The sequence below is a fragment of the Phyllobacterium sp. A18/5-2 genome (assembly GCF_025452215.1).
GTDB classification, from domain to species: Bacteria; Pseudomonadota; Alphaproteobacteria; order Rhizobiales; family Rhizobiaceae; genus Phyllobacterium; species Phyllobacterium sophorae.
Genome location: NZ_CP104967.1, coordinates 511,119 through 537,856 on the forward strand (window position 1 = coordinate 511,119; position 26,738 = coordinate 537,856).

At 59.0% G+C, this 26,738-nt stretch carries 21 protein-coding genes and 3 pseudogenes; 7 read left to right on the plus strand and 17 right to left on the minus strand.

The window, feature by feature from the left end:
- Nucleotides 1-4: 4 nt before the first annotated feature.
- The 7 genes and pseudogenes from N8E89_RS21005 to speB form a co-directional block, all read right to left on the minus strand.
- Nucleotides 5-850, minus strand: a pseudogene (locus tag N8E89_RS21005) (ABC transporter permease); the annotation flags it as partial.
- Nucleotides 847-1,884, minus strand: a complete 1,038-nt coding sequence (locus tag N8E89_RS21010) for an ABC transporter ATP-binding protein (protein WP_262263068.1) — start codon at nt 1,882-1,884, stop codon at nt 847-849. The gene N8E89_RS21010 and the pseudogene N8E89_RS21005, both read right to left, overlap by 4 nt.
- Before the next feature lie 73 nt (nt 1,885-1,957).
- Nucleotides 1,958-3,047, minus strand: a pseudogene (locus N8E89_RS21015) (PotD/PotF family extracellular solute-binding protein).
- 74 nt (nt 3,048-3,121) lie between these two features.
- A pseudogene (locus N8E89_RS21020) lies at nt 3,122-3,773 on the minus strand (amino acid ABC transporter permease).
- Nucleotides 3,770-4,438 carry an amino acid ABC transporter permease gene (locus N8E89_RS21025; protein WP_262263069.1) on the minus strand — a complete coding sequence of 223 codons (669 nt, stop codon included), beginning with the start codon at nt 4,436-4,438 and terminating at the stop codon, nt 3,770-3,772. Before N8E89_RS21025 ends, N8E89_RS21020 begins: the two are co-directional and overlap by 4 nt.
- Before the next feature lie 3 nt (nt 4,439-4,441).
- On the minus strand, nt 4,442-5,251 hold the full coding sequence (locus N8E89_RS21030; protein WP_262263070.1) for a transporter substrate-binding domain-containing protein: 810 nt from the start codon (nt 5,249-5,251) through the stop codon (nt 4,442-4,444).
- Between the two features lie 99 nt (nt 5,252-5,350).
- Nucleotides 5,351-6,412, minus strand: coding sequence for an agmatinase (gene speB / locus N8E89_RS21035; protein WP_262263071.1), 1,062 nt, complete (start codon nt 6,410-6,412; stop codon nt 5,351-5,353).
- A 213-nt stretch (nt 6,413-6,625) separates the two neighbouring features.
- On the opposite strand from speB, the gene N8E89_RS21040 reads away from it, so the two are divergent.
- The gene (locus N8E89_RS21040) at nt 6,626-7,672 is read left to right on the plus strand and encodes a LysR substrate-binding domain-containing protein (RefSeq protein WP_262263072.1); all 1,047 of its coding nucleotides are present in this window, start codon (nt 6,626-6,628) and stop codon (nt 7,670-7,672) included.
- 11 nt (nt 7,673-7,683) lie between these two features.
- On the plus strand, nt 7,684-8,859 hold the full coding sequence (locus N8E89_RS21045) for an aminotransferase (protein WP_262263073.1): 1,176 nt from the start codon (nt 7,684-7,686) through the stop codon (nt 8,857-8,859).
- Nucleotides 8,860-8,935: 76 nt separating this feature from the next.
- Here the strand turns inward: N8E89_RS21045 and ggt are convergent, their stop codons facing one another.
- Nucleotides 8,936-10,681 carry a gamma-glutamyltransferase gene (ggt, locus tag N8E89_RS21050; RefSeq protein ID WP_410010443.1) on the minus strand — a complete coding sequence of 582 codons (1,746 nt, stop codon included), beginning with the start codon at nt 10,679-10,681 and terminating at the stop codon, nt 8,936-8,938.
- 106 nt (nt 10,682-10,787) lie between these two features.
- On the minus strand, nt 10,788-11,510 hold the full coding sequence (locus tag N8E89_RS21055; RefSeq protein WP_262263074.1) for a glutathione S-transferase: 723 nt from the start codon (nt 11,508-11,510) through the stop codon (nt 10,788-10,790).
- A 295-nt stretch (nt 11,511-11,805) separates the two neighbouring features.
- Between N8E89_RS21055 and N8E89_RS21060 the strand changes: the two genes are divergently transcribed.
- From N8E89_RS21060 to N8E89_RS21080, 5 genes are all read left to right on the plus strand, one after another.
- Nucleotides 11,806-13,149, plus strand: a complete 1,344-nt coding sequence (locus N8E89_RS21060) for an extracellular solute-binding protein (RefSeq protein WP_262263075.1) — start codon at nt 11,806-11,808, stop codon at nt 13,147-13,149.
- Nucleotides 13,150-13,239: 90 nt separating this feature from the next.
- Nucleotides 13,240-14,136: a carbohydrate ABC transporter permease gene (locus N8E89_RS21065; RefSeq protein ID WP_262263076.1), complete on the plus strand. Its 897-nt coding sequence runs from the start codon at nt 13,240-13,242 to the stop codon at nt 14,134-14,136.
- Between the two features lie 9 nt (nt 14,137-14,145).
- Nucleotides 14,146-15,033 carry an ABC transporter permease subunit gene (locus tag N8E89_RS21070; RefSeq protein WP_262263077.1) on the plus strand — a complete coding sequence of 296 codons (888 nt, stop codon included), beginning with the start codon at nt 14,146-14,148 and terminating at the stop codon, nt 15,031-15,033.
- Nucleotides 15,034-15,044: 11 nt separating this feature from the next.
- On the plus strand, nt 15,045-16,163 hold the full coding sequence (locus N8E89_RS21075) for an ABC transporter ATP-binding protein (RefSeq protein WP_262263078.1): 1,119 nt from the start codon (nt 15,045-15,047) through the stop codon (nt 16,161-16,163).
- 20 nt (nt 16,164-16,183) lie between these two features.
- Nucleotides 16,184-17,104 carry a sugar phosphate isomerase/epimerase family protein gene (locus tag N8E89_RS21080; protein ID WP_262263079.1) on the plus strand — a complete coding sequence of 307 codons (921 nt, stop codon included), beginning with the start codon at nt 16,184-16,186 and terminating at the stop codon, nt 17,102-17,104.
- A gap of 42 nt (nt 17,105-17,146) precedes the next feature.
- Here N8E89_RS21080 and N8E89_RS21085 read toward each other — a convergent pair whose 3' ends face one another.
- The 8 genes from N8E89_RS21085 to N8E89_RS21120 all read right to left on the minus strand — a co-directional run bounded on the left by N8E89_RS21085 (nt 17,147) and on the right by N8E89_RS21120 (nt 26,725).
- The gene (locus N8E89_RS21085; RefSeq protein ID WP_262263080.1) at nt 17,147-18,133 is read right to left on the minus strand and encodes an aldo/keto reductase; all 987 of its coding nucleotides are present in this window, start codon (nt 18,131-18,133) and stop codon (nt 17,147-17,149) included.
- A gap of 70 nt (nt 18,134-18,203) precedes the next feature.
- Nucleotides 18,204-20,513: a Tex family protein gene (locus N8E89_RS21090; protein ID WP_262263081.1), complete on the minus strand. Its 2,310-nt coding sequence runs from the start codon at nt 20,511-20,513 to the stop codon at nt 18,204-18,206.
- A 77-nt stretch (nt 20,514-20,590) separates the two neighbouring features.
- Nucleotides 20,591-21,730 (minus strand): Gfo/Idh/MocA family protein, encoded by a 1,140-nt coding sequence (locus tag N8E89_RS21095; protein WP_262263082.1) that lies wholly within the window; start codon nt 21,728-21,730, stop codon nt 20,591-20,593.
- A gap of 14 nt (nt 21,731-21,744) precedes the next feature.
- Nucleotides 21,745-22,491: a sugar phosphate isomerase/epimerase family protein gene (locus N8E89_RS21100; RefSeq protein WP_262263083.1), complete on the minus strand. Its 747-nt coding sequence runs from the start codon at nt 22,489-22,491 to the stop codon at nt 21,745-21,747.
- 27 nt (nt 22,492-22,518) lie between these two features.
- The gene (locus N8E89_RS21105; protein WP_262263084.1) at nt 22,519-23,607 is read right to left on the minus strand and encodes an ABC transporter ATP-binding protein; all 1,089 of its coding nucleotides are present in this window, start codon (nt 23,605-23,607) and stop codon (nt 22,519-22,521) included.
- Nucleotides 23,608-23,609: 2 nt separating this feature from the next.
- Nucleotides 23,610-24,527 (minus strand): carbohydrate ABC transporter permease, encoded by a 918-nt coding sequence (locus N8E89_RS21110; RefSeq protein WP_262263085.1) that lies wholly within the window; start codon nt 24,525-24,527, stop codon nt 23,610-23,612.
- Nucleotides 24,520-25,413: a carbohydrate ABC transporter permease gene (locus tag N8E89_RS21115; protein ID WP_112760094.1), complete on the minus strand. Its 894-nt coding sequence runs from the start codon at nt 25,411-25,413 to the stop codon at nt 24,520-24,522. Before N8E89_RS21115 ends, N8E89_RS21110 begins: the two co-directional genes overlap by 8 nt.
- A gap of 76 nt (nt 25,414-25,489) precedes the next feature.
- Nucleotides 25,490-26,725, minus strand: coding sequence for an ABC transporter substrate-binding protein (locus N8E89_RS21120; RefSeq protein ID WP_262263086.1), 1,236 nt, complete (start codon nt 26,723-26,725; stop codon nt 25,490-25,492).
- Between the last annotated feature and the right edge of the window lie 13 nt (nt 26,726-26,738).

Here is a 26,738-nt window from a genome sequence, read left to right on the forward strand (position 1 = left end):
CTTTTTCTCCCTTGCGTCCGATAAGCAATGTCAGCGCCACGAGCCCGAGGGTGACGAGCACAAGAAACACTGCCATCGCTGCGGCGAACGGCATGTTGGATTGATAGATCGCCTGGTCGGTGATGAGCACCGAAAGGGTCCAATGCTGCGGGCGGCCGAGGATTTGCGGCAGGAGGTAGGAGCCGAGCGCGAAGATGAACACCATGATCAGCGTCGCCATGATGGTGTTGCGCAGCGCTGGCACCAATACATTGAAAAAGGCGCGGATCGGCGAAGATCCCAGCGTTCGCGCCGCTTCCATCAAGGTTGGATCAAGCCGCACGATGGCGGGATAAAGAACAAGGATCGTGTAGGGCAGGGCCTGATACACCATGCCTGTGAGCACAGCGCCAAAACTAGGGAACAATGCAACAGGCTGATCGAGGAGGCCAATCATTACGAACAGGTTGCTGAGACCAGCCGTGCGGGAGAGCAGCGTCGACCAGGCGAAGCCGATAATGACTTCCGACAGCGATAGCACTGACAGCAGCGCCACCAGCCAGAACACCTGAAGGCGCCGTGTCAGCCTGCTGAGGAGATAGGTGAAGGGCAGTGCCAGCACCACACAGCAGACGGCGACCGTAATGGCAAGCATCAGCGAAAAGCCAAGCACGCCGCCAAAAAAGGCACTGAGAAAGCGCTCATAATTGGAGAACACGAATGCCGGTGTGTAGAACCCACCTTCCTGGCGCTGGAAAAAGCTGACGGCGATCATCGTGCCGAACGGGACGACAAAAAAGAGCAGCAACATGCCGGCGGGGAAGAACAGCGGCCCGTAATCGGCGACGGTTTGGGGAGGTTCGCGCTTCATTGCTTCAGCACCACGCAAACGTCGGGAGACAGCGAGATGCCGACGGCTTGTCCGGCAACGACCTCGGGCCGTTCGCGCGGGGTCGACACCGCGATAATCTGCTGGCCGCCGGCTTCGACAAAGGTTTCGATGGTGCCGCCAAGGTCGCGGACGAAGGTGACTGTTCCATCGATCGAGCCATTACCCGGCGCGGTCAGGTGCACGTCTTCCGGCCGCACGGATATGGTGGCTTTTTGTGCCCCCGCCGGAAGGACCAGGCCCTGTACGCGGTGACCGAATATGGTGGCCGCACCGGCGCTGTCGGCCTGGGTCTCGATGAGGTTGGTCGACCCGATAAAGTCGGCCACAAACGTGTCGGCGGGCTTGCGGTAGATTTCGATCGGCGAGGCGGCCTGCCGAATGTGCCCGCCATTCATGACCACGACCGTATCGGCCATGGTCATAGCCTCGCGCTGATCATGGGTGACAACAATGGTGGTGATGCCGAGCTTCTGCTGAAGCTGGCGCAGTTCGACCTGCATGGCCTCGCGCAGTTTCGCATCGAGGGCGGACAGCGGCTCGTCGAGCAGGAAGAGTCGTGGCGAGAGCGCCAGTGCCCGGGCGATGGCTACGCGCTGGCGCTGGCCGCCGGACAATTTCGACACCGGCCGGCCGCCATAACCGGGCAGGTGGATCAGCGTGAGCAATTCGTCGACGCGCTTTTGCTGGTCCTCGCGCGCAGCACCGCGAATGCGTAGCGGGTAGGCAATGTTTTCGCCCACGCTCAGATGCGGAAACAGTGCCAGAGATTGGAACACCATGCCAAGATTGCGCTTGTGTGTTGGTACGCGGGTAATGTCGGCGCCATCAAGCAGGATGGCACCGTTGGTCGGATCCTCAAGACCGGCGATCATGCGCAACAGCGTGGTCTTGCCGCAACCCGACGGCCCAAGCAGGCACACGAATGTCCCGTGCGGCACGGCCAGCTGAACATTCTCCACTGCGGTGAATGTCCCGAATTGCTTGGTGACATTGTTCAATACCAGTCCGGACATCGGTCCCTCATCCTTTGATTGTCGTCAGCGCCACCCTTCGTCCGTGGAACGAAGGGTGGCGTGAGGCAAAGCGTCATCCCACGATCAGCTCAGTCCATTTCTGGTTCAGCCAGTCGGCCTTGGTGGTATAGAGGTCGTAGCGTGGAATGATGGGCTCGATATCGGACGAGACCGCGGCAAATTCCTTATCGTTCAGATCAAGCAACTCGCGCTTGACCGTCGGCGACGTGCCGACCTTGCGCGATAGCGTCGCCTGGATGGCAGGCTGGCTCATATAGTCGATGAAGATATGGGCTTCCTCGACCTTTTTCGAAGCGCGAGACAGCGCCCAGCAACCCGAGATCCTGGACGCCGCCTTCTTTCGGGAAAGTGGAGCGAACCGGGTGACCTTCCGAAGCGGCGAGACCTGTGACGTCATGATAATACTGGCCCATCGGGATTTCACCGGACTTCAGCGACTGCTCGAACTGGGCTTCATCGCGATACCAAAGGCGCACATTCGGCTTGACTTCGGCCAGCTTGTCGAAGGCTTTCAACAGGCCCTCTTCCGTGTCGAGAGCGTTGGTGCCGCCGAAGAAGGTCTTTGCGGTGATTTCCAGGAGGAAGGAATTGGAAACCAGGGCCAGCAGGCCGAGCTTGTCGCCATTGGCCTTGTCCCAGAAGGCCGCCCATGAGGTCGGTGCTTCCTTGTAGACATCGGTATTGGTCACCAGCGTGATGTACCACGAGACCGCCCCAATACCGGCCACGGCCCCGTCTGGATACTTGTTGACGAAGCGATCGAGCAGGTTCTTCGCGTTGGGGATTTTCGCCATATCGAGCGGGGTCCACAGCTTGGTGGTCTGGCCCTTGAGCATGGCCACCTGTGACATCATCGAGACATCCGCGGGAGCGGCGCCCGCCTTTGAGGCCTGTTCAAGCTGCACCAGCCAGGCTTCGCCGGTTGGCTCGGCCACGGATTCAATCGTAATGCCTGTCGCCTTCGTGAATTCCGGAAAGATGTTCTTGTCGAAGGAATCCTTGAAGTAGCCGCCATAGACGCCGACCTTCAGGGACTTGTCCTGCGCCCGCAGGATATTGGGCATGGCCAGAACGGCAGCGGCCATGACACCGGTACCAAGCACCGCGCGGCGGCTGACGCTTTTTTTCAGAATATTGTCCATTCTCTTAATCTCCTTTTCAGGCCAGTTCTCCGGCCGATTCCCTCTTCTGTTTTTGGCTAATCTCAACCTGCAGTTCAATGCTGGCGCGCGGTCCGAAGCTCCAATATCTTTGTATAGCGCGTCAGCGGGTAGCACAGAACAAAATAGATCAGAGCTACCAGCCCGTAGACTGTAAAAGGTGCAAAAGTTGCGTTGTTGATGGCATTTGAAGTGCGGACCAGTTCCTCGAGATCCGATGATAGAGGTCAGCGCAGTGCTTTTGATCAACTGCACCAGAAAGCCCACAGTGGGTGCGCGCGTGATGGCAAACGCCTGCGGCAGGATGATGAGCCGCAGCTGTGCGACATAGTGCAGACCAAGGCTGCTGCCCGCGTCCCATTGGCCGGTCGGCAGGGATTGCACACCGCCGCGCCAGATTTCGGCAAGATAAGCGCTGGCGCAAAGTGTCAATCCAAGAACGGCAGCCGTCCACGCCTCGATGCGGAAACCCAACAGCGGCAGACCGAAAAACAGCAGGAACAGCTGCATCAGCAGCGGTGTCCCCTGAAAGAGGCCGATGTAATATTCGCCGGCGCGCCGCAGCCAGCGCCGCTTGGATATGCGCAGCAGCAGGATTGCCACGCCGGCAATCGCTCCGCCGGCAAAAGCGACAATGGAGAGCAGGATCGTCCAGCGGGCTGCCAGCAGGAGATTGCGCAGTATGTCCCAGAAGGTGAACTCGATCATGCCATGCCTCCGGCGATCGCGCGGCGCCCGGCCGCAAACAGCAACCGGCGCAGGCCAATGCTCATCGCGAGATAGACCAGCGTGACGATGAAATAGGTTTCGAAGGCACGGAAGGTCCGGGCCTGCAGCATGTCGGCCTCATATGTCAGTTCGCGCACCGCGATCTGCGAGACGACGGCTGACTCCAGCATCATGATGACGATCTGGCTGGTGAGAGCCGGAAAGATGACTTTCAGCGCCTGCGGCAGCACGATCTTGACGAACACCAGCCAGGGCTGCAGGCCCAATGCGGCGGCTGCTTCCTTCTGGCCTTTGGGCACGGCGTCAAGACCGGCACCGACGATCTCCGTCGTGTAGGCGGCCATGTTCAGCGTCATGGCCAGCATGGCGGCCACGACAGGGTCGAGCCGTATTCCGAGCCGGGGCAGGCCGAAGAAAATGAAGAACAGCTGCACCAGAAAGGGTGTATTGCGAATAAGCTCGACATAGGCGCCGACGGCTTTTTGCAGGATCGGGTAGCGGCTGCGCCGGGCAGTCGCTCCAAAAATGCTCAGGATCGTGCCAATGATGGAGGTCACGACGATCAGGAAGATCGTCATGGCGGCGCCACTGGCGATCATCCCAAGTGCGCCGTTCAACCAGCCAAAGTCGAGCGCGTAGCCCACCGCCTAGTCCTTGAGGTTCTCAGGATTGAGCGGTGTCTTCAGCCAGGCTTGCGAGCTCTTGTTCAGGCTTCCGTCAGCCAGCATCTTGGCAACGGTATCGTTGATGGCCTGCTTGAGACGATCCTCTTTCTTGTTAAGCGCAATGTGGGATGGCGATGTCAAAAGCTGGAACTTCTGTTCGGGAGCAAGCGCCTCCTGACGGGCAAGAACCTGTGCGCCGACATCATTGCCGACAACCATCAGCTGTGTCTGCCCGGAAATGAAGGCCTGGATCACCGAGTTGTAGTTGTCGAAGCGCTTGACGTCGGCAGAAGCGGGAACCACCGCGGTTAGCGACGTATCCTCCAGCGTGCCGCGATTGACGGCGATGCTCTTGCCGGCAAGGTCGTCCTTGCCCTTCACCTCAAGTGCCTTCGGTCCGATGACCGCAATATAGTAAGGTGCATAGGCCGCCGCGAAATCGATGACCTGTTCGCGCTCCTTGCTGTAACCGACGCTCATCAGCAGGTCGACGCGGTGTTCCGTCAGGTACGGAATGCGGTTCTGGCCGGTCACCGCGACAGGATTGAGCTTGACCTTCAGCGCATCAGCGAGAGCCTGTGCTACATCCATGTCGTAGCCCTTCAGCGTCATGTCCGCACTGGCTGAAGAGAAAGGCGGGAAATCAGAAAAGACGCCCACGTTAAGGACACCCGCCTTGGTGATGTCGTCGATCGCGTCGGCCTGGGCCGCATTTGTGGCAATGCCGATGCTCGCGCCGCTGAGCAGCAGCAAGGCGGCAAAGGATGATCGCAGTGTCTTGTAGATTGTCATTTTATTCCCCTTCATTGTTGTTATGTGATCGATGAGGACAATCCGGCTGTTACGCCATTAAAAGCCTCATCATTCGCTGGCTTTGCAATTGCATCAACATCATCGCTTACCCTGAACAAACGGGCTGAACACCATCAGGCTGAGAATCTCGAACAGAACCTGCGCGCCGGCATGGGCAGTGTTCGTCGTCGCGTCATATTGCGGTGCGACTTCGACCACGTCGCCGCCGACGAGATTGATGCCTTTCAGGCCGCGGATGAACTCCAGCACTTCACGTGTTGTCAGGCCGCCGACTTCCGGCGTGCCGGTACCGGGCGCAAAACTTGGATCGAGGCTGTCAACGTCAAAGGAAAGATAGGTCGGGCCGTCGCCGACGATGGCTCGTGCCTTTTCGATGATGGCGGGAATGCCAAGACCAGTCACTTCTTCCGCGTGGATTACAGTCATTCCGGATTCGTAGGAGAATTCCCACAAATACTCCGCCGAGCCGCGAATGCCGATCTGGATCGTGCGGCTCGGGTCGAGCACGCCGTCGAGAACCGCGTTGCGGAAGGGACCGCCATGATGGAATTTCGTCTGGTCGAAAGCGCCGCCCGTGTCGCAATGCGCATCGATGTGAATCATGCCCACGGGACGCTGCTTGCCGACGGCCTTCATGATCGGATGAGTGATCGAATGGTCGCCGCCGACGGAAAGGGGGACCACGCCGGCGTCGACGATCTGATTGATGCGGCGCTCGATATCGTCATGGCTCTGCTCCAGCCGGTAGCGGCTGGCGAAGGGCACATCACCAATATCGGCAACGCGCAGGTCGAACACCGGGGCGCATTCGAGAACATGATTGTAGGGGCCAATGCGCTCAATGGTGCGCAGCGCCCGCGGACCGAAACGCGAGCCGGTGCGGTTGGTAACGCCAAGGTCCATCGGCACACCGATCATGGCGACCTGAAGATTGCCGAAATCCGGATTGGTGGCATCGACGGGCATGTGGGGCGCAGTCAGGAAGGTCGGAACGCCGGCATAGGGGGCAAGGCGTGTACCGCTCTTGGAAAAGATCTTGTCTGCAACCTTGCGGAATGTCGGGTCGAACAATTCACCGCCATGGCTCTCGCCATACTTGGCGCGTAACTCGCTCAGCTTCTTATCGTCCCATGATGCCATGACGGTATCCCATTGTCTTCATGCGCGGGGCATAGGAGCGGATTGAAATGCGAAGAATGCCAGATAATCCGTCGCCGTCTGTTCCCCGGGCATTTTGCCTCGTTGGCAGCATTATCAGTGCAAATCAGATAGAAAAGCAATTGACATTGTTATAGCCTCCATTGTGAGAAAATCTCACATGACTTTATGCCGTTTGACCGCTAATGGAATCCTATGACGCCAGGCCGCTTGCCCCCGCTGAACCCCTTGCGCGCCTTCGAGGCGACGGCACGGCATGGCTCCGTGACGGCCGCTGCGCGTGAACTCAACGTTACCCATGGCGCGATCAGCCATCAGATCAAGGCATTGGAGGCAATCCTCGATGTCCAGCTGTTCGAACGTGGCGCGCAGCGCCTGAAGCTCACCCCGCAGGGAGCATTGCTTCTTCCGACCGTTTCGAGGGCATTCGAGGACATTGCAAGCACGACAGCGCTGATCAAGCGCCCGACGACGAGTGGCGAGCTGAGCGTTACCTGTGTACCCGCACTTCTGTCGCTCTGGCTGATCCCGCGCATGAATCAGTTTACCGAGCAATATCCGGATATCCGGCTGACGCTGATCGCCGCAAACGAGCCCGACCATCTGCGCTCGGCGGATGTCGATGTCTGTGTGCTGTACGGGCATGGCAATTGGACCGATTGCTGGATACGGCTTTGGACCACGCTGAAACTCTTTCCTGTGGCCAGTCCGACTCTGCTCAACATGCGGCCGTTACGGTCCGTGCGCGACTTGCGCAACCATGTTCTCGTGCATGGTGACGATGGACGCGAGTGGAACACCTGGCTGGCCGCGGCCGATGCGACCGAGCATGCCCGCGGGGCCCAGCATTTCATGAGCGATGCTCGCCTTTCCACCGAGGCTGCTCTTTACGGCCAGGGCGTTGCGCTCGGCGATACGATCACGGCAAGCAACCTTATTGCCAAAGGGGAACTGATCGTGCCGTTCGATCTCACGGTACCGGCGAATAATGCCTTCTATGTCGCCTGCCGCAACGAGGTGCGCAACGCGCCCATCGTCAAGGTTTTCATCGACTGGCTCTTTGCCTCGCTTGAGGCCGATACGATCACCGAGCCGCAAACTTCAGCACGCCGGATCATCCGCCGGCGCAACGGCAAGGTCAGCGCACCGGAACGCCTCGCGGCACCACCCTCCATTCCGACGACACGCCCAAGACGTCCCGATCGTTCGCACAAGCGCCGGGCCAAGATTGATATCCGATAGGACTTTTGCCCATGACCGCTGCACTGCTCAATTCGCTTGTCACCCGTCTGTCGCCGCCGCCGATACCGGCGGTACAGGCCTGGGGGAAAACCTATGGCGGCGACCATGGCCCGCTCATTGACCTGTCACAGGCGGTACCCGGCTATCCACCGCATGCCGATATGCTGCAATGGCTGGGCGAGGCGGCTTCATCTCTGGCCTATACCAATTACGGGCCGATCGAGGGCGAGACGCCGCTGCGCGATGCCTACGCGGCGCATGTCTCGGACCTGTACGGGGCGAAGATTGGCGCTGGCAATATCCACATCACTTCCGGCTGCAACCAGGCCTTTATCTGCGCGGCCATGGCGGTGGCGGCAGCGGGTGACACCGTGCTGATGAGCGATCCGTTCTATTTCAATCACGAGACGACACTGGCGATGCTCAGAATCAAGACCGGCTTTGTCGCCTGCGATGCCGCCAATGGCTTTGTGCCGACAGCCGATGCGGTTGAACGCGCGCTGACACCCGGGGCGCGCGCGCTTGCACTGGTTACCCCGAACAACCCGACGGGAGCCATCTATCCCCCCGAGCAGTTGAAGGCGATCTTCGACGTGTGCAGGGCGCATGGCCTATGGCTCATCCTCGACGAAACGTACCGCGATTTCCTGCCGGAGGGTTTTGGCGCCCCCCATGGCCTGTTGAATGAAGAGCGTTGGCACGACAATCTCATCCAGCTCTACAGTTTCTCCAAATCCTTTTGCATACCGGGACACCGGCTTGGCGCCGTGACCGCCGGCGAAAAGGTCGTCGAAGAAATCGCCAAGATCATGGATAATCTGCAGATCTGCGCACCCCGGGCGGCTCAGGGCGCCGTGGCCCGGGCTTTGCCGGCGCTCGTTGAATGGCGGGCCGCCAACCGGCACGAAATCGACGTGCGTGCCGATGCACTGCGCGAAGTGATGACGGATCTTGACGGCTGGAAGCTTGAGGCGATCGGCGCCTATTTCGCCTTTGTCCGCCATCCATTTGCAGACCGGTCGTCAACGGAAGTGGCCGAACAACTGGCCAAGCGGGCAGGAATTCTTGCCATTCCCGGCGAGTACTTCGGCCCCCAGCACACGCGCTTCCTGCGTTTTGCCTTCGCCAATGCCGATGCCACAACGATCCGGCAACTGCGCGAGCGTATGGTCGAATTCCGCTTGTAAGATCAGTTGCCGCAATCCCTCGTGCCGTGGTGGGCGCCGCACCACGCATAATGACTTTGCCGGCACGATCCGCATATCAGTAACCGAGCGCCTCCCCTGAGCCGGAACGGCTGTCAATTGCACCATTATAGCGTGCGCCGTCGCCTTTTTCGATTTCAGTTAAGCTTTTTCCGCCAACCAGGATACCCGCTGCCTGGCCCCAGATGGTCCAGCTCTTGTCGATCTCGACGTCGTGGCCCATTTCGGTGAGGATTTTGCGCGTATCAGCGGAAAGAGCATAGGGCTCCATATAGACCTTGTCCGGGAGCCACTGATGGTGGATGCGCGGGGCGTCGATGGCCTCCTGGATATTCATGCCGTGATCGATGACATTGATGATCGCTTCAAGCGTAATTGTGATGATGCGAGCACCGCCGGGGCTGCCGATGACCATGAACGGCTTGCCGTCCTTGGAGATGATTGTCGGGCTCATGGATGACAGCGGCGTCTTTTTCGGCGCAATGGCGTTGGCTTCACCCTGAACAAGCCCGTAGAGGTTGGGAACGCCCGGCTTGGCGGTAAAATCATCCATCTCGTTGTTGAGCAGGATGCCGGTTTCCGGCGCGACAACACCCGCACCGAATGAACCGTTCAGCGTATAGGTGACGGCCACCGCATTGCCTTCATCGTCGACGATGGAGTAGTGCGTGGTTTCTTTGCTCTCGCCAAAACCCTTCGGCATCAATTGCTGCGACTCGCCGGCCTTGAACGGACTGATCTTCTCACGAATATCCTTCGCATATTGTTTGTCGAGCAGTTTCGTCACCGGATTGTCGACAAAATCAGGATCGCCGAGCGAAGCATTGCGATCGACATAGGCATAACGCATTGCTTCGACCATGGCGTGGACCGTTTCGGCCGAACCATAGCCGAGATAACCGAGCGGGTAACCTTCGAGAATATTCAGGATCTCGCAGATAATCACGCCGCCGGAGCTTGGCGGCGGTGAGGAGACGATGTCATAGCCGCGATAATTGCACTTCACAGGCTCAAGTTCGCGTACGGAATATTGTTCGAAATCGCCCTTGGCAAGAATGCCGCCGCCTGCCTGGCTGGCCTTGACGATGGCATCGGCGGTCGCGCCCTTATAAAATGCTTCCGGACCTTGCTCGGAAATAGCCGATAGGGTTGCTGCCAGATCGGATTGGACCAGCGTCTCGCCAATCGCATAGGTCTTGCCGTCCGGCTTCAGGAAGATCTCTGCGGCAGCCCTGTCCTTGGCGAGTTTCTTGGCGCCGCCCTGAAGCGAGGTGACATCGCCCTGGTTGAGCACGAAGCCATCCCGGGCAAAGCGAATTGCCGGCCCCATCAGCTCCTCGCGCGGCTTGGTGCCGTATTTGGTCCTGGCGGTTTCAAAGCCGAGAACGGAACCCGGCACGCCGACTGCCAGATAGCCATCGGTGCTGAGGCCTTTGACCATGTTGCCTTTATCGTCGAGATACATCGTCTTGGTCGAGCCGAGCGGCGCGCGTTCGCGGAAATCGAGGAACGTCGTCTTGCCGTCTTTCAGGCGAATGGTCATGAAGCCACCACCGCCAATGTTGCCAGCCGTCGGGTAGACGACGGCCAGCGCATAGCCAACGGCCACGGCGGCATCGACCGCGTTGCCGCCGTTTTTCAAAACCTCGACACCGACTTGCGACGCAAGATGCTGGGCGGTGACGACCATGCCGTGGTCGGCCTCGACCGGTTCCGGTGACGCTGCAAGCACGGAGGCAGCCGGTGCAAGGCCAATACTCAGTGCAACGGCGAAGACACCAGCTTTCATAGAGCGATAATCCATGGTCGTTCCTCCAAAAAAGGATTGAATGGGCTACTGGAACCTGTCCGGCACGCCATGTCCAGCAAAAGTGACGGCGCAGGACGGATACGGCGGTATCTGGCCTTACTCAGGCGTCCTGGTCAAGCTCGGGATAGTGACGGAAGATGCCTGATTCATTGAAATCGAGCCGGCGTTCGGAGGTGAGATATTTTTCTATGTTGGGGCGCTGCTCAATGGCATCATGCAAGGCAACAAGTGCCGGATAGTGTTTGCCAATATCTTTGGTGGCCCGCGGAAAAGCGTAGCGCAGCCCTTCGACAATCTGAAACAGCGAGAGATCTACGTAGGTCAGCCCGCGGCCGACCGTATGCTTGTTGCCTTGCGGATTTTGCGCCAGTACCCGCTCGAAATGGCCCATGAACTTTGGAATGCGGTGTGTAATGAAATCTGCCGCGCGCTGCTTTGCCGCTTCCTTTTGATCTTCGTAATAAAGGTTTGTTGAAAGAGGATGATGCGTGTCGTGGACCTCGGCAACAAAGTCGGTGATGGTCAGTTGCAGGCCATTGGCAATAAAGCGCAAAGGCTCGTTCTTTGGTGCAAGGCCAAGTTTCGGACCAAGATAGAACAAAATGTTGGCGACGTGCGATACGATGAGATCGCCATCCTTCAGGAAAGGCGGCGCAAAGGGTATGTGAGGCTCGGTCCTGCTCTTGAGCAGCTTCATCATCGCTGCCATGCCATCCGGCCGGCGTGCGACGTCGATATAGTCTGCTGCGGCCTCTTCAAGCGCGAGCCGGACGAATTCGCCGCGGCCTTGAATTCCATCCCAATAATAAAGTTCGAAGGACATGGATATCTCCCTGTTTCAGTGTTTGGGGTTTGCGCAGCCAAACACGGGAATGTGGCATCAATCGCCCTAGAAGGAGAAAGCCGTGTCATTTCAAGTGCTCCCCCTGCGAGCAGAAAGGGATGATTGTAGCCGGCTTGTTAAGCGCTTTTACGCAGCTGTGCATTGTCACAATACTTTCGCATCAGGTCGATCAAAGTTTCACATAGCCACCCTAGACATAGTCCCGATCGAGGCGGCCAGGGTTCTGCTGGAACTGCCCGCAAATTGCTGCCACTCATTGGAACGGGGACTTGAGATGAAAACACATGCTGTCAAATTCAGTTTGACCGTCGCTGCCTTGGCCGTTGGCCTTGGTGCCACGCCTGCGCTTGCAGACAAGACCAAATTCGAGTTCTGGTACGGACTGAGCGGTGATCTTGGCGAGCGCGTCGAGGATGCATGCAAGAAGTTCAACGACTCGCAGGCGGATTATGAAATCGTCTGCACCAGTCAGAACGGCTATCCCGAGACGGTACAGAATTCAATCGCTGCCTACCGTGCAAAGAAGCATCCGGCCATCGCACAGATATTCGACGGCGGCACGCTCGACCTGATGCTATCAGGCGCTTTTGTTCCGGCGAAGAAGCTGATGGAGGACAATGGCTACAAGATCGACTGGACCAACTATTTCGGCGGCATCGCCAACTATTATGCAACGTCGAAGGGCGAACTCTATTCGTTTCCGTTCAATTCCTCGACTGCGATGTTCTATTACAATGTCGATGCCTTCACCAAGGCGGGTATCGAAGGCGCCCCGCAGACATGGGAAGACGTGGAAGCCGCTGCTCGCAAGTTGAAGGCTGCCGGATATTCCTGTCCACTCGGCTTCAGCTTCGACACCTGGGCAACGGTTGAGCAATTTTCTGCAATCCACAACCAGCCAATTGCGACGAAGAGCAATGGTTATGACGGGCTCGACACGGAACTCGTCATCAACAAGACCAAGCTCGTCCATCACCTGACCTTCTTCAAGAAGATGACCGATGAAGGGTTGTTTGTCGTCAAGACCAAGCAGCTCGGCATGGATGTTGTTCCGGCATTCACCTCCGAGACATGCCAGATGATCCAGTCGTCGATCGCCGATCACGGCACAATCGGCAAGACCATCAAGCCGGGCACCAAGTGGGATGTCACCATGCTTCCGGTCTGGAAGGGCACCGAGCGCCAGAATTCGCTGGTCGGCGGCGCGTCGCTCTGGGTTCTGAACAATCGTCCGCAAGCCGAGTACAAGGGCGCTGCTGCCTTCCTCAACTTCATTGCCCAGCCGGATATGGTTCAATGGTGGTCGACGGTCACCGGCTATATCCCGGTTACGAAGACGGGTTTCGAAGCCATGAAGGCCAACGGCTTTTATGACAAGCCAGAATACAAGGGTCGCGACAAGGCCATTGCCAGCCTGACATTCACGCCGACTTCGGCCAACACACGCGGTATTCGCCTTGGCGGTTTCCCGCAAATCCGCAAGGAAATCTCCGATGCCATGGAAGGGATCTTCTTTGGCAAGATGACCGTACAGGCCGGCCTCGACCAAGCCGTCGAACGTGGCAACGCCATTCTTCGACGCTTCGAAAAGACCTATGCCGGGCGCGCGTTGAACTGATCCACATTCTCGTCAATGGTCCTGAGCGCCTAGCGCATCCGGGCCATTGATATTCTTGCATCCGATCAAGAGGCTGGGCCGGACGATCTCATGAACAAGCGCGCTGTCTTCAAAAGCTGGTGGTTGCCGATCCTGTTTGCGTTTCCGCAACTCCTGCTGATTTTGTTATTCTTCTATTGGCCGGCAACGTCGGTGCTCACCTGGGCCTTTTCGCTGGAGCCGGCATTTGGCGGGGTAGGCGAACGGTTGTTCGTTGGCTGGGACAATTTTCGCGACGTCTTTGCCGACACCGAATATTGGCAGTCAGTTTCTCTCAGCCTGTTTTTTGCCTTCAGCGCCACGGCTCTTTCGATGTTCGTCGCTTTTGTGCTTGCCATTTGCGTTGACCGCCAGCTGAAGGGGTCGGGTCTGTTCCGCTTCTTTTATATCTGGCCCTATGCAATTGCCGCCCCGGCGGTTGGACTTGCTTTCCGGTTTATCTTCGCTCCCGAGAGCGGTCTGATCGCTGTGGTCAACACCTGGTCACCTGATCTGTGGAATCCGGCCAAATTCGGCAGCCACGCAATGATCCTGGTAATCGTCTGTTTCGCGTGGAAATGGATCGGTTACAATTTCATCTTCATGACGGCGGGTCTTCAGTCGATCCCCCGCAGCCTGATCGAAGCCTCGTCGATGGACGGATCGGGCCCGGTCCGCAGGGCGCTCGATTTGCAGATCCCGCTGCTTGCGCCGACTTTGTTCTTCCTGCTGGTTCTCAATCTGACCGAAAGCTTCGTTGGCCCGGATACCTACGGCATCGTCGACCTGACGACCGAAGGCGGCCCGAACAAAGCCACCAATGTCATGGTCTATCGCATCGTCAGCGAAGCATTTCGCGGCCTGAACTATTCGGGTGCGGCGGCGCAGAGCCTCATTCTCATCGCCCTGATCATGCTCTTCACCTTCATCCAGTTCCGCTACGTCGAGCGGCGTGTGCATTACAAGTAGGAATCAGCGATGATTGAACGCACCCCCGTCCTCAACGCCGTGACGTACTTCATCATGTGTCTCGGCCTGCTTGTCATTCTCGGCCCGTTCTGGATGATTTTCGCGGCATCGACGCAATCATTGGCACAGGTCAACGCCGTTCCGTTCAATTTCACGCCGGGTGCGGACTTCCTGCACAATCTTCAAGAGGCCTGGCACAGGGCCAATCTTGGTCCTGCTTTGCTCAACAGTCTCATCACCTCGCTGCTGGTCATGACCGGCAAAATCGTGCTTGCAGCGCTGAGCGCCTTTGCAATCGTCTATTTCCGCAGTCCGCTGCGCCATGTGTTCTTCTGGATGGTGTTCCTCACCTTGATGCTGCCGCTCGAAGTGCGGGTGATCCCCACTTATAATATTGCAGCCGATGTTTTCGAACCGCTGCGCTGGCTGATCCAGACGCTCACCGGTATTGAATTGTCGTTGCAGTGGAACTTGCTGAATTCCTATTCCGGTCTGGTTCTGCCTCTTATCGCGACAGCGACAGGCACGTTCCTCTACCGGCAGTTCTACATGACCCTGCCGGATGAACTGGCGGAGGCGGCAAAGATGGATGGAGCGCGGCCGCTGCGCTTCTTCATCGATATCCTCCTGCCGCTATCGCGCACCAATATGCTGGCGCTGGCAACGATCATGTTTGTCTATGCGTGGAACCAGTATCTCTGGCCAAAGCTGATGACGACGGAGGTCGATTACCAGACCGCGATGGTGGCGATGCGAACTCTCGTCCCCTCGGTGAACAGCCTGCCGGAATGGAATATCTCCATGGCCGGTGCCCTCATCATCATGGCGCCACCGCTGATCGTCGTCGCTGTTCTGCAGCGCTGGTTTATACGCGGTCTTGTCTCGACAGAGAAATAAAGGAAAAAACCATGGCTGAAATCAGCATCAAGGACGTTTGCAAATCATACGGCCGAACGCAAATCCTGCATGGTGTCGATCTCAATTTCAAATCCGGAGAATTCGTCGTCATTCTTGGCCCATCGGGTTGCGGCAAGTCGACCCTGCTGCGCATGATCGCCGGGCTTGAGGAAATTACTGGCGGGGAAATCTCGATCGATGGCGTCGTTGTCAATGAGCTCGAGCCACGTGATCGCGGCTGTTCGATGGTTTTCCAGAACTACGCGCTTTACCCGCATATGAACGTGGCGGCGAATATCGGCTATGCGCTGAAGGTAGCGGGCGTTCCGCGCGCCGAGCGCACCCGGCGCATCGTCGAAACCGCCCGTATCGTCGGGCTCGAGGAACTGCTGGACCGCAAGCCGGCCCAGCTTTCCGGTGGCCAACGCCAGCGCGTCGCGATGGGTCGCGCCATCATTCGCGAACCCAAGGTCTTCCTGTTCGACGAGCCGCTCTCCAACCTCGATGCCAAGCTGCGCGTGCAGATGCGCGTGGAAATCCGCCGTCTGCACAAGCGGCTGTCGGCCACCTCGGTCTTCGTGACCCACGACCAGGTCGAGGCGATGACACTGGCCGACAAGCTGATCGTGATGCACAAGGGCAATGTCGAGCAGGTCGGCACGCCGCTGGAAATCTACCATCGGCCGCGGACCCGTTTTGTCGGCTCGTTCATCGGCTCCCCGGCCATGAACTTTTTCGACAGCACTGTCGCGCCGAGCGGCGATTTCGTGCTGCTTGACGGCATTCGGTTGGCGATCGACCCGGCGCTCGGCGGCGACAATGCAGGCAGTGCCGTTTCGGCCGGTATCCGGCCCGAGCATTGCCGGCTGGTTGCGGCGGGAACCGCAAGCAGCGTGCCGGCGACTGTCGATTTTGTCGAAGAGCTGGGTTCGGGCCGCATCGTTCACGTCGAGATCGACGGGCAGAATTTTGCGGTCGCCATGGATGAGGGGCAACTCGTCGAAGCGGGAACAACGGTCGGCCTGCAGCTGCCCTCCGAGCATATTCACCTTTTCTCGCTGGAAACCGGCCTTCGCCTTGATGACGTGCCCGCAGTAAAGCGTACAATTAAAACAACCGTGGCGGCCTAACCCGCTTGAAAGGATCGATCATGAACTCAGCCTCTACTGTTTCTTCCGTCGGTTTTTGTACCTATACGGGCGGCGGCAATTTCGATACCCTCCAAGGCTCGCTGCGCACGATCAGCGATCTCGGCGCTAGCGCTGCCGAACTGTCACTTTATGGCGAAGAACTGATTGCCGGCGGCCGCATTGTTCCGGGTCGTGCGGAGCGCCTGGTCGAGATTACCCGCCAGTTCGACCTGCGCTACAGCGTGCACGGACAGATCGTTTCCAACTTCATGGACCGCGAACATCTCGACCTGCAGAAGACCGTCGTTCGCGCCATGCTCGAACTTTGCAATCGTGCCGAGGCTGGAATTCTCGTTCATCATGGCGGCCAGGCGAAGATGCCGGCGCTGACACGCATTGGCGAGCTTGACCAGATGGAGCGCGATGCGCTGGCCGAAATGGCCGAGATCGCCAAGGGTTATGGCGTGCGTATCGCGCTTGAAAACATCTTTGCGCTGAGCGATGCGGAATACCGTCAGACGCCGGAAAAGGTCGGCGAGACGGTCAAGGCTGTCAACAGCCCCAATCTCTGCGGCCTGATCGACTTCAGCCATGCTTATATCGAATGTACGCGCCTCGGCCTCAACTGGCGCGAGCAGATCCGGGCGATGGCGCCGGTTTCCGGACATCTGCATGTGCATGACAGCTTCGGTCGTCCCTACAGCATGACGAAGTTCTATCACCCGGCCGAAGCGACCGCGCTCGGTATCGGCGATCTGCATCTGCCAATTGGATGGGGCGACATTCCCTGGCAAGAGATCTTTTCCGAACTCACCTTCCTGCCGGATACCATGCTGATCATGGAGATCACGGGAGAGCGATTTGCCAGCGAACAGGCCGACAGTCTTGCACGCGCGCTGAAGCTTGTGGACCTGGTCAATAGCCGCCGGCTTGCAGCATGATGTTGTTGGGCGTGGCCGTTGGCGCGGGCCACGCCTGACCACTCACCGGATTGTAAAGGGCTCAAACGCGGCATAGGCCGCCTCCGGTACATTCACGTTTAGCAGTTCCATGTTTCGGGTCAGGCTGGACGGCTTGGCTGTGCCGATCAGGACATTGGCGACAACCGGCTCACGCAACGGAAACTGCATGGCCGCAGCGGCAAGCGGCATCGAATTGGCTTGCGCGATCTGCTGCATGGCCCGTACGCGCTCGAGAATATCGTCCGAGGCCGGGCCGTAATCGAAATTGGCACCAGGAACCGGTCCCGTTGCGAGGATACCGGAATTGAATACGCCGCCGATCACCAGTGAAATCTGTTGCTCGCGGCACGCCTCGAGCAGCCCGCGCTCAGCCGAGCGATCCAGCAATGAATAGCGCCCGGCGAGGAGGATGCAGTCGATCGGACTTCTCGCGATTACATCGAGGCAGACCTCGACCTCGTTGACACCAAGGCCATAGGCAGAGATCGCGCCGGTGGATTTCAGTGCGTCGAGCGCCTTCATGCCACTGTCGAGCAACTGACGCAAATAGAGCGCATTCTTCTCGGCACCATGCGTGTAGGCGCCTATATCGTGGACGTAGAGAATGTCGATCTGGTTCAAACCGAGCCGGGCAAAGCTGAACTCGAACGAGCGCATGATGCCGTCATAGCTGTAATCATAGTCGACGGTGAAGGGCAGCGGATTGACATAGGAATGGTCGGGCACCTTATCGTCAGAAACGGGCCGCAACAGGCGGCCAACTTTGGTCGACAGAACATAGGTCTCACGCGGCTTGCTGCGCAGAAAATCACCGGTGCGCCGTTCGGACAGGCCGAAGCCATAAAACGGCGCGGTGTCGAAATAGCGTAATCCGGCATCCCACGCTGTTTGCAGCGTATCCATGGCTGCTTCGCGGGTGCACTCGCGGTAGAGCCCGCCGATGGCTGCTCCGCCAAACCCGAATTGCGTAACAGCGAGGGGCGTCTTGCCTATTTTGCGGATATCCAAGGTGCTTCTCCCAGCAGTTCATTATGGTGCGGCGATCGCCGATCGAGGTTCGGCTTGGTCCACGGCAATATCACTTCTTGCGCATCGCGTCCGCAAGAGCCGCCCCGAAGGCGCCTTGCGCAGCCGGTTGTGGCTTCGGCGCCGGCGTGTACGTACGGGGCCGCTGAATGCTGTCGTCAGCTCTCGGGGCCCTTGGCTGCGCGCCGCCGCCATCCTTGCGCATGGTCAAACCGATGCGGTTGCGCTTCACATCGACATCGACGACCCGCACCTTCACCACATCGCCGGCCTTGACCACTTCGTGCGCATCCTTGACGAACCGATCGGCCAGTTGCGAAAGGTGCACGAGGCCGTCCTGATGCACGCCGATATCGACAAAGGCACCAAAGGCCGCGACGTTTGTCACCGTTCCCTCCAGAAGCATTCCTGGCTTCAAATCCTTGATGTTGTCGATGCCATCGGCAAAGGACGCCGTCCTGAATTCAGGCCGCGGATCGCGGCCGGGCTTTTCCAGCTCGGCCATGATATCGCGCACCGTCGGTAATCCGAAACGTTCATCCACGAAGACGCGGGGATCGAGTGCCTTCAAAGCGCTATTGTCATTCATCAGCGAGCGCACATCGCGGCCGCAGGCGCTGACGATCTTCTTGGCAACGCCATAAGCTTCCGGGTGAACGGCCGAAGCATCCAGTGGCTCTGTGCCGTCCGCAATGCGCAGGAACCCGGCGCATTGTTCAAAGGCCCGCGGTCCGAGCCGGGCAACCTTCAGCAGATCGCGCCGGGTCCTGAATGGCCCGACATCGTCGCGATAGGCGATGATCGCTTCGGCGAGCGCGCTGCCGAGGCCCGAAATGCGGGCGAGCAACGATGCCGATGCGGTGTTGAGATCGACGCCGACGGCGTTCACTGCGTCTTCGACCACACCCTCCAGCGAGCGGGCGAGGCGGTACTGATCGACATCATGCTGGTACTGGCCAACGCCGATGGATTTTGGCTCGATCTTGACCAGTTCCGCCAGTGGGTCCTGCAGGCGGCGGGCGATGGAAACGGCCCCGCGCAGCGAGACATCGAGCCCGGGAAATTCGGCTGCAGCAGTCGCCGATGCGGAATAGACCGAGGCTCCCGCTTCGCTGACGATGACTTTCAACGGTTTGGGCGATGGCATGTCGGACAGCATGTCGGCGACGAGACGTTCCGTCTCGCGGCTACCGGTGCCATTGCCGATGGCAATCAGCTCGATCTTGTGCCTGACGATGAGCTTTGCCATTTCAGCCTGGGCACCGCGCACATCATTGCGCGGCGGGAAAGGATAGACCGTTGCCGTATCAAGCAGCTTGCCGGTGCCATCGATGACCGCGACTTTCACACCGGTGCGGATACCCGGATCGAGACCCATGGTCGCGCGCGAGCCGGCAGGCGCCGCCAGCAGCAGATCCTTGAGGTTGCGGGCAAAGACATGGATCGCCTCCTCCTCGGCGCGTTCACGCAGGGCGGTCATGAGATCGATGGAGAGATTGAGCGACAGGCGGATACGCCATGTCCAGCGCACGACCTCCATCAGCCAGCTGTCGGCCGCACCAGCATTGGCCGGGATCGAATAGGCGTCGGCGATCATGCGCTCGACCGGCTTGATGGCGGCGGTGTCTTCCGCATCGACCTCGAGGTCGAGCGACAATACCTCCTCGTTGCGGCCGCGGAGCATGGCCAGCGCACGGTGGCTTGGTACGATTGCCCAGGGTTCGAAGTGATTGAAGTAATCTGAGAACTTCGCGCCGGCTTCCTCTTTCCCCGTTACAACCTTGGCGCGCAGGACGGCGCGATCCTTCATGTAGTTGCGCAGGCGGCCGACTAGATCGGCATTTTCCGAGAAGGTCTCGACGAGAATGTCCCGGGCGCCGTCAAGCGCAGCCTTCACGTCAGGAACGTCATCGGAGAGAAAGTCCTTCGCCAGTTCGGAAGGAATGGTGCGCCGGTCGCAGAGAATTGTTTCCGCCAGCGGACCAAGGCCGCGTTCGCGGGCAATTTCCGCTTTGGTCCGCCGCTTGGGCTTGAAGGGAAGGTAAATGTCCTCGAGCTCTGCCTTGGTGACGGCCCCGGCGATCTTGCCTTCCAGCTCATCGGTGAGCTTACCCTGGCTGCGGATCGACTCGATGATCGTGTCGCGGCGCGCATCAAGTTCGCGCAGATAGATGAGGCGCTCGTCAAGCGTGCGGAGCTGCGTGTCATCCAGCCCGCCGGTCACTTCCTTGCGGTAGCGCGCAATAAAAGGCACGGTTGCGCCGCCATCGAGCAGTTCGATCACCGCATTGGCCTGTTCTGGTCGCGCATTGATTTCGCCAGCGATGAGGCGTGCGATGCGGGCAGTTTTTGTAACAGTCACTGGCATTTCCATAAATATAATCGGGCAGCCAACATAGTGGCGCCCGACCATGATCGCAATCGCCTGGGAGCGATGTCTCAGTTCTTTTTCAACAGCAATTTGGCTTCCTTGATGCCAAGCGCTTGCGGCCGTGTGCAGGTTGTCTTGATGTCGATAAACTTCTTTTCCTCGCCGGAGCGCAGGATGGAGACCATGACATCGACGCCGTGTAATGCCCGCTCGAGCGAGCAGCGGATGTCGCGTCCCTGCAGGATGGCGACTGCCATGTCGGCAAGACCGGCCGTGCGGTAGTTGGCCATCATGCCGGCCGAGTGTTTCTGGTTGGGCGTGCCAAACGGATGTGCCCAGGCTTTCACCGGCCTGGCCTTCTTGCCCGGCTTTGCCAGTTTGACCTTGCCGCCGAAGAAATTCGGATCGGGAAGAAACAGTGAACCGTCCGTGCCGTACAGCTCCATATTGGGATGATGATGGGCCCAGACGTCCCAGCTTGCCGACAGGGTGACCGAAGCACCGCTTTCGAATTCAAGCAGCGCCTGAATGGTTGTCGGTGTTGTCACCTTGATGATTTCGCCCTTGCGCGGTTCGCTGGAGATAGTGCGGGTCGGTTTGGCCATGGATGTCAGCGCTGCCACCCGCCTGATGGGGCCGATGAGGTTGATCAGATTGGCAATATAGTACGGACCAAGATCGAGGATGGGCCCGCCGCCCGGGCGGAAAAAGAAATCCGGGTTGGGATGCCAGTGCTCCATGCCATGGCTCATCACATGCGCCGTGCCGGAGGTGATCGTGCCGACCTGACCGTCATCGACCAGCTTGCGCGCCAGCTGGTGGGCGCCGCCGAGATAGGTGTCGGGTGCGCACCCCGCTTTCAGGCCTTTCTTCGCTGCGAGTTTCTGCAATTCCAGACCGTCCTTCAGCGACAGTGTCAGCGGCTTTTCCGAATAAAGATGCTTGCCGGCGGACAGGATTTGCTTCGACACATCGAAATGCGCGTCCGGCACGGTCAGGTTGACGACCAGATCGATGTCTTCGCTCGACAAAAGGCCATCGATGCTGCGCGCTTCAATGCCATATTCGGATGCACGCCCAGTTGCCGCCGCCTTGTTGATGTCGGCGACGGCACGGATTTCAATTCCCTTGAACAGCGGGGCAAGTCTTAGATAAGTCGTGGAGATATTGCCGGCACCGACGATGCCGATCCCAAGTGTTTTAGCCATGTCAGTGTCTTTCTTCACAATGCCTTGACGGTGGCGATGGAGCGGCGGGCGAACCGTTCATCATCCGATGGATTGTCGTGTTCCATGATGAAATAACGGGCCGGTGTACTTTTCAGGACCGTCATCAGAGCTTTCCAGTCGACGGTTCCATAGCCGACATCGGCCCAGCCGTCCTCATTGGTGTTTTGACCGGCGGCAGCGATGTCCTTGACGTGCACCGCGCTGATGCGTGACCCGTAATTCTCGATCCATTCGAATGGATCGCCGCCGCCGCGAATGATCCAGGCGATGTCCGCTTCCCAGGATATGCTCGGGGCTGCATCGAAGATCAGCTTTTGCGGTATCGAACCATCAGCAAGTGCCTTGAACTCAAAGTCGTGATTGTGCCAGCCGAAAATATATCCGGCCTTGCTGTAAGTGGCGTGTGCCGCTTCGAGCCGCTCACCGAAAGCCGACCAGCCTGCGGCATCAGAGGGACGAAGATCGACCGCCAGGTGTGGGCAGTATATCGCCTTCATGCCGAGTGTCTCTGCAAGATCGAGAACTTTCTGTTGGTCATTTTCCAGGAGGTCGATGCTGAAATGACCTGTCGGCATGGTGAGGCCATTGGCATCGAGCGCACTTCTTGTTGCTTTCGCGTCGGCATAAACACCGCCATAACCCTCAACCTGCCTGTAGCCATTGCGCTGCAACATTTCGAGCGTCTGGTGAAGCGGCGGGAAGTTGCGGGAGCTGTAGAGCTGGTAGGAAAGGTCGGTCACTTTATTTCTCCGTCATGCTTGGGAAATTTAGATGCGGTTTTCGGTCGCGACGTCGAAAAGCGAGGCCATCGCGGGATTGAAGATCAGGACCACTTTTTCGCCTGGCTGGTAGCGCCTGCCGGAATCGACCCGAACCGAGATGGCCTTTCCGGCGACTTTCAGCCAGACCAGACTGTCCGCACCCATGGGTTCATCCAGATCGACCACGGCCTCGCACGAGCGGCCGGCGGGGCCAGGCACATCACTGATGGTGATGTGTTCGGGACGGAAGCCAAGAATGACGGAATGGCCAGGCGCCAGGGACTGCTGGGTCTCATAGCCAGCAAGCGATATGTTCAGATCGCCGGCCGTGAAGACCGGCGGGCCGTTCGTCCCGGTGATCTCGCCTTTGATGAAGTTCATCGCCGGGGAGCCGATGAAGCTGGCGACGAAAAGATTGCGCGGCCTGTTATAGATCGTCAGCGGCTCGTCGAGCTGCTGGATCAGCCCGCCCTTCATCACCGCGATTCGATCGGCAAGCGTGAGGGCCTCGATCTGGTCGTGCGTTACATAGATCATGGTATTGGCCAGCTGCTGGTGCAACCGCTTGATCTCGACCCTCAGTTCCGAGCGCAGCTTGGCGTCGAGATTGGACAACGGTTCGTCGAACAGGAAGACGTCGACGTCGCGTACCAGTGCGCGGCCGATGGCGACGCGCTGTCGCTGGCCGCCGGAAAGCTGGCCTGGCCTGCGGTCCAGCAGCGGCTCGATCTGCAAGATGTTGGCCGCGCGCTCGATGCGCCGCGCGATCTCGTCTCGCGGTACGCCGGCATTCTTAAGCCCGAAGGTCAGGTTGCCGCGCACGCTCATTTGCGGATAGAGCGCATAGGACTGGAACACCATGCCGATGCCGCGGTCCTTTGGCTCCTCCCAGGTGACGTTCTTGCCCTTGATGAAGATCTGACCATCCGTAATATCGAGCAGGCCTGCAATGCAGTTCAGCAAGGTCGACTTGCCGCAACCCGACGGCCCGAGCAGCACCAGGAACTCACCATCGCCGACGTCGAGATTGAGGTCCTTCAGCACCGACACGGCACCGAATTCGAGGCTGAGATCCTTGATCGATACACTTGTCATCGTCAGCCTTTCACCGCGCCGGCGGCGATGCCGCGCACGAACAGCCGCCCGGAGACGAAGTAGACGATTAGCGGCACAAGGCCGGTGAGGATGGTTGCGGCCATGTTGACGTTGTACTCCTTCACGCCCTGCACAGAATTGACGATGTTGTTAAGCTGTACGGTCATTGGATAGGTGTCGGGCCGCGTGTAGACGACGCCGAAAAGGAAGTCGTTCCAGATGCCTGTCGTCTGGAGGATGATCGCCACGACGAAGATCGGCAAAGACATGGGCAGCATGATCTTGAGGTAGATTGCCCAGAACCCCGCGCCATCCACGCGTGCGGCCTTGAACAATTCCTCAGGCACCGCGGCGAAATAATTGCGAAAGAGCAGCGTCATGATCGGCATGCCGAAGATCGCATGCACCAGCACCAGCCCTGACAGCGAGCCATAAATGCCGATTTCCCGCAACAGGATGACGATCGGATAGATCATTACCTGATAGGGAATGAAGGCGCCCACGATGAGGATCGTGAAGAAGATGTCGGCCCCCTTGAAACGCCAATTGGCAAGCGCATAGCCATTCACCGAAGCGATCGCAATCGACAGGATTACCGAGGGAACAGTGATACGCACCGAGTTCCAGAAGCCGCGCGACAGCCCATCGCAATTCAGGCCCGTGCAGGCGCTCGACCACGCCTTCACCCATGGTTCGAACGTAATCTCCATCGGGGGCGAGAAAATGTTGCCAAGTCTGACCTCGGGCATGCCCTTCAGCGAGGTCACGACCATCACATAGAGCGGTATGAGATAGTACACGGCAACCAGAATCAGCGTGCCGTAGATGAAGATGTTGCGCCGGCTGAATGCATGGCGCGGGCGTGCGCCACGCGGCTCGATTGCGGCCTGCGGGTCGGATATTTCAGCGACGTCAGCCATGCCGGCGCCTCCCGAATTCGAGATAGGCCCAGGGCACCACGACGATGGCGACCGACAGCAGCATCATCGTCGAGGCGGCGAAGCCCTGGCCGAGGTTCTGCGCGTGGAACATATAGTCGTAGACATATTTTGCCGGAACTTCCGAAGCGATGCCCGGGCCGCCGCCGGTCTGCGCCACCACGAGGTCATAGACCCGCACGATGCCCGAGGCGATGATGACCAGCGTGGTGATGAATACCGGCCGCATCATCGGGATAACGATGAAGAGATAGGTCTTCCACGTAGGGATCCCGTCGACGCGAGAGGCCTTCCAGATATCTTCGTCGATCCCGCGCAGGCCGGCAAGCATCAGGCACATTATCAACCCCGTGCCTTGCCACAGTGCCGCGATGAGGATGCCAAAGATGACGATATCGGCATCGTAGAGCGGGTTGAATTCGAAGTTTGTCCAGCCCAGGCTGCGAACTACCGATTGAACGCCGAAATCGGGGTTGAGAATCCACTGCCAGACCAACCCGGTAACCACGAAGGACAGCGCGAAAGGGTAGAGGAAGATCGTCCGGAACGTGTCCTCGAAGCGGATTTTCTGATCGAGAAGCGCGGCCAGCAGGAACCCTATGACGAACTGGAAAATCAGCGACAGTGCGCCATAGATGAAGAGGTTTTCGACCGCGACGTTCCAGCGGGGTGCGGCCCACAGCCGCTCGTATTGCTCGGCACCGACGAAGCTGAAGCGCGGCAGCAGCTTGGAACTGGTGAAGGAATAAAGCACCGTCCAGAGGCTGCCCCCGGCAAATACGAAGGTCGCCGTGAGCATCATTGGCACAGCGGCAATCTTCGCGTTGAGGTTGCGCAAGAGACGGATGGGACGCTTTTGCTGGGGCATTTGAAACCGGTGGCTGGTGCTGCAGGGTGAGGGAAGACGAACCGGCCCCGCAGGGCCGGCCAAAAACCGCCTTTGTTCAGTCGGCCGTGGCGACGATCTTGGCGAAGCGCTTTTGCGCGTCCTCGCTCGTCATTGCGGTGGCGAAGAATTCGGAGAACAGGTCCTCGAACTGCTTCTGCGTGTCCTGCGACACCAGCTGGTCGGTCCAGGAGACGATGTCGCCTTTGCCGAGAATCTCGATCCCCTTCTTCATGCAGTCGTTGGCGGCATTGAGATCGACGTCACCACGCACCGGCACCGAGCCCTTCTTCAGGTTGAACGCCACTTGCGTCTTGGGATCGAGCAAGGTCGAGGCCAGCACTTCCTGTGCTTTCGCCTTCGCCTCGTCCTTCTGCAGCGGGAAGTAAAAGGCGTCGCCGCCTGTCGCAAGCGTCGGGTTTATGCCGAGGCCGGGCAGGCAGGTATAGTCAGTGCCGGCAACCTTGCCAGCCAGCTGGAACTCACCCTGCGCCCAATCGCCCATGATCTGGCCGCCGGCCTTGCCATTGATGACCATGGCGGTCGCCTGGTTCCACTCCTGGACATTGGCGCTCTTTGACAGGCGACGCGCGTCGTCGGCGGCCTTGAACACCTTGGCGACCTCCGGTCCTGCCGCGACCGCCTCGTCCTTGTCGCCATAGACTTTCTGAAAGAGTTCCTTGCCTCCGATCGCGAGCATCAGCACGGCAAACGTGTTATTGACCTGCCAGGCCTGCCCGCCCTGGGCGAAGGGCACAATGCCGGCCTTCTCAAGCGCCGGCGCGGCTGCAACGAATTCATCCCAGTTCTTGGGGATCGGTACGCCAGCCGTCTCGAACGCCTTGTTGGAAAGCCACAGCCACTGCCAGGAATGAATGTTGACCGGCACGCAATAGATCTTGCCGTCGAGCGTGCAGCTGTCGAGCAGGCTTTTCGGCCGTATGACCTCCGTCCACTTCTCCTTGGTGGCAAGGTCGGTCAGGTCGCGCATCAGTCCTGCCTGGACCAGTTCCTCGGCCTGACGGCCGTGATTGAATTGCGTGGCGCCCATGGGATCACCGCCGGTGATGCGGCTGATCATGATGGGTCGCGCCGTGCTGCCTGAACCGGCAATGGCGCCATCGACCCAATGATTACCGGTCGCATCGAAGGCCTTGGCGAACTCTGCGACCGCTGCCGCCTCACCGCCCGAGGTCCACCAATGCGTAACTTCGAGTTCGGTTGCCGGGGCGGGGCCGGCAGCGGCGAGAAAAGTGGACGTGGCCAACACGGCAAGAGCTGAACAGTAACGCATCGTATCCTCCCAA

Bases quoted from the DNA above. Each gene is read 5' to 3' on its own strand.
- N8E89_RS21010 (WP_262263068.1), bottom strand. From the start codon at position 1,884: ATGTCCGGACTGGTATTGAACAATGTCACCAAGCAATTCGGGACATTC.
- N8E89_RS21030 (WP_262263070.1), bottom strand. From the start codon at position 5,251: ATGACAATCTACAAGACACTGCGATCATCCTTTGCCGCCTTGCTGCTG.
- speB (WP_262263071.1), bottom strand. From the start codon at position 6,412: ATGGCATCATGGGACGATAAGAAGCTGAGCGAGTTACGCGCCAAGTAT.
- N8E89_RS21040 (WP_262263072.1), top strand. From the start codon at position 6,626: ATGACGCCAGGCCGCTTGCCCCCGCTGAACCCCTTGCGCGCCTTCGAG.
- N8E89_RS21045 (WP_262263073.1), top strand. From the start codon at position 7,684: ATGACCGCTGCACTGCTCAATTCGCTTGTCACCCGTCTGTCGCCGCCG.
- ggt (WP_410010443.1), bottom strand. From the start codon at position 10,681: ATGGATTATCGCTCTATGAAAGCTGGTGTCTTCGCCGTTGCACTGAGT.
- N8E89_RS21055 (WP_262263074.1), bottom strand. From the start codon at position 11,510: ATGTCCTTCGAACTTTATTATTGGGATGGAATTCAAGGCCGCGGCGAA.
- N8E89_RS21060 (WP_262263075.1), top strand. From the start codon at position 11,806: ATGAAAACACATGCTGTCAAATTCAGTTTGACCGTCGCTGCCTTGGCC.
- N8E89_RS21065 (WP_262263076.1), top strand. From the start codon at position 13,240: ATGAACAAGCGCGCTGTCTTCAAAAGCTGGTGGTTGCCGATCCTGTTT.
- N8E89_RS21070 (WP_262263077.1), top strand. From the start codon at position 14,146: ATGATTGAACGCACCCCCGTCCTCAACGCCGTGACGTACTTCATCATG.
- N8E89_RS21075 (WP_262263078.1), top strand. From the start codon at position 15,045: ATGGCTGAAATCAGCATCAAGGACGTTTGCAAATCATACGGCCGAACG.
- N8E89_RS21080 (WP_262263079.1), top strand. From the start codon at position 16,184: ATGAACTCAGCCTCTACTGTTTCTTCCGTCGGTTTTTGTACCTATACG.
- N8E89_RS21095 (WP_262263082.1), bottom strand. From the start codon at position 21,730: ATGGCTAAAACACTTGGGATCGGCATCGTCGGTGCCGGCAATATCTCC.
- N8E89_RS21105 (WP_262263084.1), bottom strand. From the start codon at position 23,607: ATGACAAGTGTATCGATCAAGGATCTCAGCCTCGAATTCGGTGCCGTG.
- N8E89_RS21110 (WP_262263085.1), bottom strand. From the start codon at position 24,527: ATGGCTGACGTCGCTGAAATATCCGACCCGCAGGCCGCAATCGAGCCG.
- N8E89_RS21115 (WP_112760094.1), bottom strand. From the start codon at position 25,413: ATGCCCCAGCAAAAGCGTCCCATCCGTCTCTTGCGCAACCTCAACGCG.
- N8E89_RS21120 (WP_262263086.1), bottom strand. From the start codon at position 26,725: ATGCGTTACTGTTCAGCTCTTGCCGTGTTGGCCACGTCCACTTTTCTC.